This is a genomic window from Streptomyces sp. JH002 (assembly GCF_050916115.1).
GTDB lineage: Bacteria > Actinomycetota > Actinomycetes > Streptomycetales > Streptomycetaceae > Streptomyces > Streptomyces xiamenensis.
This window is the reverse complement of the sequence record NZ_CP087989.1, coordinates 6,232,643-6,242,747: the sequence shown is the minus strand read 5'-3', so window position 1 is coordinate 6,242,747 and position 10,105 is coordinate 6,232,643. Positions and strand designations below refer to the sequence as shown.

Below are 10,105 nucleotides of genomic sequence, written 5' to 3'. Positions count from 1 at the left end.
GAATCGGTGTCCAGTGTGAGGACCAGGATCGAGGGGACCTTCGACCCGGACGCGGTGCGCAAGCTCAAGGCCGGGTCCGATCACGACCTCATCGTCGATGGCCCGACCCTCGCGGCCCAGGCGATCGCGGCGGGCCTGGTGGACGAGTACCACTTGTTCATCACCACGAGCGTGGTCGGTGGCGGCAAGCGTTTCTTCCCGGACGGAGTTCGCCTTGATCTCGAACTGGTCGAGGAGCGTGCCTTCAGCAGCGGAATGATCTACGCGCGCTACCGGACCCGCTGAGCCTCACCGGCCGGTGTCTCGTCTGCCCGCGGCCGGGCCGGGGCAGGCGAGAAGCGGCGGTTGTGCCTCCGGGCTCATCTCGCGGTTGTATGACCCCAGCACCGCCCGCCGTCAGCTGCTGCTGCGCCCTGGGCCGCTTGTCCCGTCCCGGCCAACCCGTCCGCGGCTGGCTGCTGGGGGAGGGTTCCTTGCTCCTGCCTCCTCCGTGCCGGCCGTCGTGCTGTTCCTGGCTGGCTGTTGTGCCCGTCTTCCCCAGGTCTTGTGTTCAAGGATGCTGTCGTGCTGCGTTTCCGGGGTTTGCCGTTGGGGTGCCCCGGGGCTGCTTTCCCGTCGTCCTGGGCGGGTCCGGTCTTGGGCTGAGTGGTGGGGGAGTGGTGCTGACCTGTGGTTGACCAGCCTGGTCAAGCCCTGGCACGGCCCGCTCCGCGGTGCCGCGGTTGAGCGGTGTCCGGTCGTGGCCGCTGTGCGGCGTGCCCTTCCGGGGCCCGGGGTACGTCACGTCCAGCAGCCTGGGGGCCCGGCATCAGGGGGTGTGCGAGCAGGCCATCATCCCCGCTCCTGCGATGTCACGGGGGCGGCGCCGGGACGCCGCCCGTGGGGCCGCTGTCGCTGCTTGCAGGGCAGTTGCTGTTCGTGACGGCTGCGCCGGTGGCACTGCGCGCCAGGCCCTGGACCAGCCGGTGGCACTTCTTGGGTCTGGGCAAGGGGCCGGTTGCCGTGCTCTGTTCGGATGCCGCTGACCATGACGCCCGGCATTTTCTCTGTTGGTGGTGTGGATGGCTGTTCGGGGCGATCGGGGGATCTTCCGCGAACGGGTGCCTGCTGGCGTATTGGGTCCGGTGGACGGGGGCCTCATGAGATGGGGTCCTGGAAGTGGAAGAGGTGCCGAATGCGTGCCCGGTCCGCTTTGGCCGCTGGCGCGCTGGCTGCCGCCGTTCTTGCCGGCACGGCCGCGACGGCCACCGCCGACGGCATCGACATCGACTTCGAGAACAACATTCCTGTGGCCCTGTTCAGCGGCGACACGACTGTGATCGCGATCCCGATCAACGGGCCGAGCTGACAGGCTTCGGCTGTCTGAGGCCGTCCGGAACCCATTGCTGAGGACGCTGAGGATCACTCCGTCGGGAACTGGTCGTGCCGCGCCCGACCGCTGGGTCTGGAGACCCGCTCTGCCCGCATCCGGTCCTGTCCACTCTCGCGGTGCGCGCGTGCCTCCACCTGCGCCGCGCGGTCGGCCTCATCGTCGCCTGGACGGTGGCCCGTGTGCCGGCCGTGTCCAGGCAGACGGCGGCGGCCAGGCCCACCGCCCCCGCTTTGACGTCCAGCGGGAGCTTCGTCCTGTCCGTGTTTGCTCCCTTCCGGGCGCGGCAGCGCCCTTGTCCGGGGGATGCGTCTCACACGTTTCGAGTGAGACAATATCGTCTCACCTGAGGTAGGTTCATCTCATGACGAATGAACGGGAAGCCATGCTGCTCGCAGCGGCCGATTTCTTGGGCAGGCGGCCGAACGCCACCATCCCCGAGATTGCCAAGGCGATGGGGGTCAGCCGGGCCACCCTCCACCGGCACTTCGCCGGCCGCACTGAACTGCTGCAGGCCCTGTCCGACATGGCCGCACAGAAACTCCTCGACGCGGTCACCGGCGCCCGCACCACCGAGGGCAGCGGCACCAGCGCGGTGCGCCGCCTGGTGATCGCCGTCGAAGACAGCGCCCCCTTCCTAGCGCTGCTCTACAGCTTCAGCCAGGACGACGTCCCGCACGTCCACCCGGTCTGGGACGAGGTCGACGCCACGATCCGGGCGCTCTTCGAGCGAGGACAGCGGTCCGGCGAATTCACCCTCGGCCTCACCGCGACCTGGCTCACCGAAGCCTTCTACAGCCTCGTCGCAGGCGCGGCATGGGCCGTGCAGAGCGGCCGCTGCGCCCAGCGTGACTTCATCCGCATGGTGACCCAGATGGTGCTCTCCGGAGCCCGCAACAACGACCAGGACGCGCAGGACACGTAGATGACCACCACTTCCGACCACACCTCCATAACCACCCTGCGGCGCTGGCTCGGCTTCGGCGTCCTGGTCCTGACCGTCCTGCTGATCGTCATCGACGGCACCGTCCTGGCGATGGCCATCCCCTTCATCAGCCAGGACCTGGGCGCCACCTCCACGCAGATGCTGTGGATCGGCGACGTGTACTCCTTCGTCCTGGCCGGCCTGCTGGTGAGCATGGGCACCCTGGGCGACCGCGTCGGCCGCAAGAAACTACTGCTGATCGGCGCGGGATTCTTCGGCGCCGCCTCACTCCTGGCCGCCTACGCCCCCACCGCCGAGATGCTCATCGTCGCCCGCGCCCTGCTCGGCGTGGCGGGGGCGACCCTGATGCCCTCCACCCTCTCCCTGATCCGGGCCCTGTTCCCCGACCCGCTCCAGCGCCGCACCGCGATCGGCATCTGGACCGCGGCCACCGCCGGCGGCGGCGCCCTGGGCCCCCTCGTCGGCGGCGTCCTGCTGGAGCACTTCTGGTGGGGCTCGGTCTTCCTCCTCAACATCCCCGTGGTCCTGCTGCTCATCCCGGCCGGAGCCGCGCTCCTGCCCGAGGCCAAGAACCCCGACCCGGGGCCGTGGGACCTGCCCAGTGTCGGCCTGTCCATGATCGGCATGATCGGCGTGGTCTACACCGTGAAGGAGGCCGCGGCCAACGGATTCCACCTCAGCGTGGCGATCGCGGCCGCGTTGGGCATCACCGCGCTGTGGCTGTTCGTCCGCCGCCAGCAGCGACTGCCCAGGCCGCTCATCGACATCGACCTGTTCCGCAACCGGGCCTTCTCCGGTGTGATCGGCGCGAACATGCTCTCCGTCCTCGGCATGGCCGGCCTGATCTACTTCATCTCGCAGTACTTCCAGCTCGTCCAGGGCTACAACCCGCTCAAGGCCGGCATGGCCGGACTGCCCTCCACCATCGGTGCCATCGCCGTCAGCCTGCTCGCCGGCTACCTCGTCGCGCGTACCTCCTCACGCTCCGTCCTCACCGCCGGGCTCGCGATCATGGGAGTGGCGCTGGCCCCGCTGGTCCTGCTGACCCCCCGGACGCCCTATCCGGTGATCGCGGCCTGCCTGCTGCTGACCGGTGTCGGCATGGCGATGGCGTTCACCACTGCCAACGACATCGTCCTCTCCAGCGTCCGCAAGGAGGAAGCGGGCGCCGCGGCCTCGATCTCCGAGACCGGGTACGAACTCGGCATGGCGCTGGGCATCGCCACCCTCGGCTCCGTCGTGATGGGCATCTACCAGCGCTTCCAGGTCCCCGCCGGAACCCCGGACGACCTCTCCGCCACCGCCCACGACTCCCTGGCCGGCGCCGTCCAGGCCTCCGAGCAACTCCCCTCCGCCCAGGGACAGGAACTGCTGACAGCAGCCCAGGACGCGTTCACCTCCGGACTCGCCACGGCCGCCGGCGTCGGCGCGCTCCTGCTCCTGGCCGCGGCCACGCTTGCCTGGCACCTCCTCAAAAGCCTCAAAACCTCCGAGAACGATACGCCGGCCACCCACTGACCCCGGTTGCCTGCCGACACCACGACCACGGTTGGCGGCTTCACCGCCAGGCAGGGAAGAAGGAAACCACTCACATGAACAAGTCACGTGCCCTGATCGTGGGCATGGGTATCAGCGGCCTGGCCACGGCCATGCGCCTGCACGAGATCGGCTGGGAGCCCGTGATCGTCGAGCGTGCCGCCGGGCGCCGCGCCGCCGGCTACTTCATCGCACTGTTCGGGACCGGCCTTGCCACCGCGCAGCGGATGGACGTCCTCGACGCCATCGGCCACCGGGACGACCCCACCACCCTGAGGTACGACATCGACCGCAAAGGCAGCCGCCGGCCCAATCCGGACTTCGAGGACGTACCCGGCAGCCCTCGCGTGATCCTCAGGGGCGACATCGAGGCCGCCTTCCACGACACGGTCGCCCCCCGCACCGAGATCCGCTACGGCACGACTCCGGTGGCCCTCGAAGAGCACGCCGACGCAGTCAACGTCACGCTGCGCACCACCACGGAAGGGAACACCACCGAGACCACGGAACGCTTCGACCTCGTGGTGGGAGCCGACGGGCTGCGCTCAACCGTCCGCCGCCTGGTCTTCGGGCCGGACACGCAGTACATGAAACCGATGAACCACATCATCGCCGCAGCCTTCTTGAAGGAGCAGGTCCCCGGCCTGCGGCAGCAGGACGGCCTCACCTTCTCCGAACCGGGCCGCTCCGCGTGGGTCTTCCCCTTCGCCAACCACCAACCGGGGCTGCTGGTCAGTTACCGCACCCATGACGAGGACGCCCAGTTCCGCCGCCCGCCCGCCGAGTCCCTGCGCCGTGCCTTCGGCCCCGAACCCACCGGCCCCGTTCTCGAGCACCTTTTCCAGCAGTTCGAGGACGCCGATGACTTCCTCTTCGACTCCACCCACCAAATCATCATGCCCACCTGGCACACCGCCCGCGTCGTCCTGGTCGGGGACGCCGCCTGGTGCATGACCCTCTACTCCGGCATGGGCGCCTCCACCGGCATGGCCGGCGCCGATCTCCTCGGCACCGTCCTGCAACGCAACCCCGGCCAGCTCCCCAGGGCGCTGCGCGAGTGGGAACAGCGGCTGCGGCCCTTCATCACCACCGAACAGAAGTCGGCACTCACCGTCGGCCTGCAGATGTTCGTCCCTCAGACCCGACGCGACATAGCCCTGGGCCGCATCACTCAGAAACTGACCGGCAACCCGGTCACCGCGCGCGTGATGAGGACCGTGATGGCCAACGCTCTCAAACACAAGTCCATCGACATCGCCGCGCCCTGACCACGGTCGTACCACAGCCCCCCGCTTCCCCGCGGGCCTTGGCGCCCACGGGGAAGCCGGGCGGGGGCCCGACCTGGTGCTCTGCCCGGCAGAGCCGCGTTATTCAGGTCATGACCTGGCCTACCACATGCCGAGTGTGATCACCGGACGGTTGCCATCGCGGATGCGGCGGCGATGCCCGTGTGAACGGGCGAGCCGAAAGGCGCCGATGGCCAGGCCACATGGAAGCACTCAGCATGCCGGCAGCCGCCCGTGACCACGGCGTCCGTCGCGGCGCGATCCGTACCGCCCTCGCCGACCTCATGCCCGACCACACCGCCATCGAGGAGGACGCCCCGGCCCCAGAGCGGCCGGTCACCCCCCGACGTGCTGGGCAAGTTCGCCGACTTCCTCCGCACCCCCACCGTCAAACCAGACAATGTGCCGAGTTGAGATCACGGGTCTGATCGTTCTGCTCCCGAGACGTGGCTGTGACGGTAGGCAGTTGGGACGGACCGCGGCCGGCTGCGCTGCCCGACCAACACGATCCTCGGAGCCCGGCACCCGGCCTACGCGATGCTCACCCACGCCGCCGCGAACCGGCCCCTGTCGACCAGTACCGGCAGCCTGCCCGACAGGTGCGGCACCGTGGTGACGACGTCCTGGACACCCACGCCCTTTCTCCACCGCCCTGACGACCCGGCTTCCCATCGGGCCCCGCAGCACCAGCCCCTCAGCGGTGTCAGTGGCCGATGTGAGGATGACGGGCATGACACCGCTGCTCTTGATTGATATCGAACGTGCTGTCCGCAGCAGTTGGGGTGCCGATACCTGTCCGTCGGAGACTCGCGCTCAGTGGAGCCCGGAGAATCCGGCCCGATGGCAGTGCCTTGTCACCACTCTGGTGCTCAACGACCTGCTGGGAGGCGAACTGGTCCGTGGCGAGGTGCGGGAGAACGGCGAGCGCACCGATTATCACTGGTGGAACCGCCTGGGCGTGGGGGTCGACATCGATCTCACCCGAGAGCAGTTCGGGGCGGACGTAATCGTCACCGAGGGGGTGATCATTCCCCGGCCGCCGACGTTCGTACGGCCGCGCGAGGAGTATGAGCTTCTCCGCGACCGGGTGGCGGCAAAGCTCGGCCAGCAGCCAGCGGTGGATGCTGCGTCCATTCCTCGTTAGCCGGCCTTGGTGGGCTCCTCGACCCGGCCCTGGCACTGGCGAGACGGTAGGAGTCGGTGCCGGTTTCGACGATGGTGCCGTTGAAGATGAGGCGACGGCGATCACCCGTCGTTCCTCGCGTCTGGTGGAGGGTGGGTGCCTTCGGCTGGGTGTTGATGCTTGAGGTCTGGTGCTGCGTCACCTGGTGCACTGGGTGGCGGCTGAGCGCCGGGTTCGGCCTGGTGGTGTGGTTGCTGTTCATGGCTTGTTTCCTTCTCGGGTCGGGGTGTTGGAGTCGACGGCGGCGGGCTTCTGGGGCTCGCGGCCGGGATCTGGTGTACTTACCGGTCGTTGGGTGTGTTGCTCACCCAGGCGGTCGGCTGGTCTTCGCTGTTGGGGCCCCAGTGGGGTTCTTCCATCGAGGCCTCGTGCCCGTTGTCCAGGACGCAGGTCCGTCTTCAGCGGCCGTGTTTGTCCGGGCAGATCCTGGTGAGGATGGCCGTGTCGCTCTCGCGCAGGGCTTGCTCGTAGTGGTCCTGGGCGGGCTGGGGGCGGGCGCTCAACTCGGTTCCCAGCTTGGTTTCCGCTGCCTCGGTCCGCGCCCGCACCTGCTGCACCTGCGGTTCCTTGTCCAACAGAGCGTCGGCGGACGCGAACAGCTCTTCCTCAGACGCCACCTTTTCCGTCTTCGCTGAGGGGGTGTTGTGCTTGTGCCGTTGTATGGCTTCCGGTATCCGCTGTTCCTCTCTGCGCCCCCGGCCGTCACGCCGCTGCTTCTTCCTTCGCTGCCCATTTGAGTCCGAGGTCGGCCAGTGTCTGGAGCCTGTCGGTGGTCAGCTTCGCGCGACGGGTCTTCTGATTGGTGATCCATACGCCGAGACGGATCTCGCCCCCGTCCTCCAGCCGCTCCACATGGCCCCTTGGGACGGTCACCGTGCCCTCGCGGGCCTTGTACTGCGCCAGGGCGGCTACGCCTCGTTCGAAGGGGCCCTGGGGTGCTACAGCGGGCTTGGCGGGTGCTTTCGGCTCTGGGGCGGGCGGGGTGATGCCGATGGCGGTCAGGCGTTGGCGCTGCTTCTCGGTCAGGGCTGTCCAGGTGCTGGGTTTGCGCTGCTTGGCGAGCCATTTGCCGATGTCCATGCCGTGGACGGTGACTCCTGGTGGGACTTCTACCGGCCCTTGTTCTTCGCGTACGAGTTCGCGCAGCGCGGCGAAGTGCCGCTGCCATTCGGCCGGCCAGGTCGGGTTCCAGTCCTCATCGATCTCAAGCAGTGCGGCTTCCCATTCCGGCTTGCCTGCGAGAGCCCCCGGGCGGCGGAGGTTGGCTAGCCACTGTCCGATGGGTTTGTCGAGCGCGGTGGCGGTGGCGGTGCGGGGCGCGCACAGGGTCCAGTGTTCGGCGTAGTAGACGCGGGCTGCGGCGAGGTTTTCCTGGAACCGTTCATCAGCGATCGACCAGACCATGCCGAGTTCCTCGAGGCGTGCCGCGCGTTTGCTGGTCATCTGCCCGGCCCCGAACGCCCGTCGCTGTTCGGCGACCCACGTCCCGAGCGGGTGTGCGCCCTCCCGGTGTTCGTACGGCACTCTCGCGTTGCCGACCCGCTCGACGTACGCCTTCAGTTTCGCCCAGCCGCGTGCCCAGTCCTGGCGTTCGGTGTCGATGACGTTGAACCTGACCCAGTCGGCGACCATCGCGGGATCACGGGGAGAAGAGAAACGAAGGAGAATACGGGCTTCTTCCTCACCTTCACCGGGTTCCGGGCCGATATATTGGGAGGGCTGCACAACGTCTTTCTGTGGCTCCTGTGGAATAGCCAGCAATTCGACGGCCTCTTCATCGTGAGCCCGCAGCCCTTCAAGGACCTTGACCAAAGGCCGGTAAGAGCCGGAGGTGAACATGTCCTCACGGTTGTCATCGGGCCCGAGGAATACCGGAACGATCAGTGACGCTACTTTCCCCTGGCCCGGTTTTTGTCGCAGGGCGCGTCCGATGGCTTGCACGATGTCGTGGGGGGCGGCTTTGGAGTCGATGAACGCGACACTGTCCACTGCTCTGATGTCGACGCCCTCGCCCAGGACGCGGCAGTTGGAGAGCACGGCCCGCCGGCCGGTGGTCCCGAAGCTGCCCAGGACCTCCCGCCGGTGTTCGGGGAGGTGTTCCCCGCACAGCCAGTCGGTCCACATCTGTCTGGGGTAGGTCTCGGGCTGGTCCGCGTGGAGCTTCGCCGCCACGCCCCCCAGGCCCTCCGCGAATGCCTGGGCCTCTATGGTCCGGTGATGGAAGGTGATACAGGTCTGCAGGCCGTGCTGGGCCATGGTGTGCAGGACGGCGGCCTGCAAAGTTCCCAGGCGCTGTCCGCGGACCTCCTCGCCGTTCCGCTCCTCGCCCATCAGCTGCCCGGGGGTGACCACCGGGTCCTGGAGTTCGAGCACGATGACCTGATACCGGGCCAGCAGACCCCGCGTGACAGCTGACGCCAGGCTGAGCTTGTACAGGACGGGGCCGAACACCTCTTCGTCGTCCATGGACGCCGCCATCTCCCTGGGCAGCGGATCCCGCACCCCCTCCGCGACCTCCCAGCGCTGCTCCCGTTCCTGCCAGATCCGCGGTGTCGCTGTCAGGTACAGCCGGCGTGCCGCCGGTACCTTCGCCTGGTCGTGGATGGCGGCCCAGGCCTTGCCCATCGACCCACTGGTGCGGTGCGCCTCATCGACCACTGCCAGGTCCACCGGCGCCAACTGCTGGCCGTAGGCGCCTTCGAAGGCTTCTGTGAGGACGCCCAACGACGCGTAAGTGGCGTAGATCGTGACCGGGCCTTCGCCGTGCCACAGCGCGAGCTGCACGGGGTTCGTTGTGGAGCGCACTCGCATGTTCCACAGATCCGGGTCGTCCTGGAGCGAGCACACCGCGACCGCCGGCCCCCTGTGTCCGACGCGGCGCCACTCCCGAGCCGTCTGCGTCAGAAGATCCAGGGTCGGCACCAGCACGAGAATACGTCCTTTCGGAAGCATCTCGCGAGCAGCGAAAGCCGCCGTGATGGTCTTCCCGGTTCCACACGCGGAAATCACCTGACCTCGCAACCCGTTGACCGGAATCCCACCGGGCGGGACATCGAGACCGCGCACGATAGCGGCGACAGTCTCAACCTGGTGAGCGCGCAGATCACTTTTCTTCATGACCATAATACAGAACCCCTTCTTCGGAATATGGCGCGCAATGAGAAAAGAAATTCAGTGCGACGAATGATGATCGGCACAAGTAGCTCCATACCCCAAACCCTACACGGCAGGGAAGCATGATGCACATTCCACGCAACAAGCCCCACACCGAAGCTGGCAGCGACCGACTCCCGCCCCACAAGCCCAGCCACCGCGCCATGTACCGCCCCCCGGCACGGACCATGACAGGTGCAGACCCGAAACAGGAAGAGGTTCGGGTGAAGCGCAGCGGAGCCCGTCAACACAGTGAGGCCAACCCCACCAAAACCCGACAACCCATCAACCCCACGGCACAGACAGCAGCCAGAAATCCCAGCCACTACACAGCCCGACACGCGATGCACCCCCTCACCGCCGCCGCCCTGCGGTGAAGCGAAGCGAAACCGCAGAATTCCGCGAAGCGGAATTCCAACACTCCATCAGGAATTCCCCGCGAAGCGGAGAATTCCATCCGGCGCAACGCGCCGGACCCGCCCGCGAAGCGGGCGGCCATCCTGCGCGCTGCGCGCGCAGGATGGCCGCCCGCTTCGCGGGCGGGTCCGGCGCGTTGCGCCGGATGGAATTCTCCGCTTCGCGGGGAATTCCTGATGGAGTGTTGGAATTCCGCTTCGCGGAATTCTGCGGTT

The 10,105-nt window shown here is 67.7% G+C and carries 8 protein-coding genes and 1 pseudogene; 6 read left to right on the top strand and 3 right to left on the bottom strand.

The features are described from left to right. From H7827_RS28665 to H7827_RS28640, 6 genes are all read left to right on the top strand, one after another. Window positions 1-285, top strand: a 285-nt coding sequence (locus tag H7827_RS28665) for a dihydrofolate reductase family protein (protein WP_432747907.1), incomplete at its 5' end; no start/stop codon positions are given. Between the two features lie 889 nt (window positions 286-1,174). Beyond that, window positions 1,175-1,348 carry a hypothetical protein gene (locus tag H7827_RS28660; RefSeq protein ID WP_432747900.1) on the top strand — a complete coding sequence of 58 codons (174 nt, stop codon included), beginning with the start codon at window positions 1,175-1,177 and terminating at the stop codon, window positions 1,346-1,348. Window positions 1,349-1,733: 385 nt separating this feature from the next. Continuing rightward, window positions 1,734-2,294, top strand: coding sequence for a TetR/AcrR family transcriptional regulator (locus tag H7827_RS28655; RefSeq protein ID WP_432747901.1), 561 nt, complete (start codon window positions 1,734-1,736; stop codon window positions 2,292-2,294). Continuing rightward, the gene (locus tag H7827_RS28650) at window positions 2,295-3,833 is read left to right on the top strand and encodes an MFS transporter (protein WP_432747902.1); all 1,539 of its coding nucleotides are present in this window, start codon (window positions 2,295-2,297) and stop codon (window positions 3,831-3,833) included. It begins immediately after the preceding gene. Between the two features lie 74 nt (window positions 3,834-3,907). Then, window positions 3,908-5,119 (top strand): FAD-dependent monooxygenase, encoded by a 1,212-nt coding sequence (locus tag H7827_RS28645; RefSeq protein WP_432747903.1) that lies wholly within the window; start codon window positions 3,908-3,910, stop codon window positions 5,117-5,119. Between the two features lie 748 nt (window positions 5,120-5,867). Beyond that, entirely contained in the window at window positions 5,868-6,281 is a 414-nt protein-coding gene (locus H7827_RS28640) for a YunG family protein (protein ID WP_432747904.1), read from the top strand. Window positions 6,282-6,306: 25 nt separating this feature from the next. Here H7827_RS28640 and H7827_RS28635 read toward each other — a convergent pair. The 3 genes and pseudogenes from H7827_RS28635 to H7827_RS28625 all read right to left on the bottom strand — a co-directional run. Next, window positions 6,307-6,375: pseudogene (locus H7827_RS28635) on the bottom strand (ATPase); the annotation flags it as partial. A 343-nt stretch (window positions 6,376-6,718) separates the two neighbouring features. Beyond that, window positions 6,719-6,937 carry a hypothetical protein gene (locus H7827_RS28630; protein ID WP_432747905.1) on the bottom strand — a complete coding sequence of 73 codons (219 nt, stop codon included), beginning with the start codon at window positions 6,935-6,937 and terminating at the stop codon, window positions 6,719-6,721. A gap of 85 nt (window positions 6,938-7,022) precedes the next feature. Next, on the bottom strand, window positions 7,023-9,443 hold the full coding sequence (locus H7827_RS28625) for a Helicase associated domain protein (RefSeq protein ID WP_432747906.1): 2,421 nt from the start codon (window positions 9,441-9,443) through the stop codon (window positions 7,023-7,025). Window positions 9,444-10,105 lie beyond the last annotated feature (662 nt).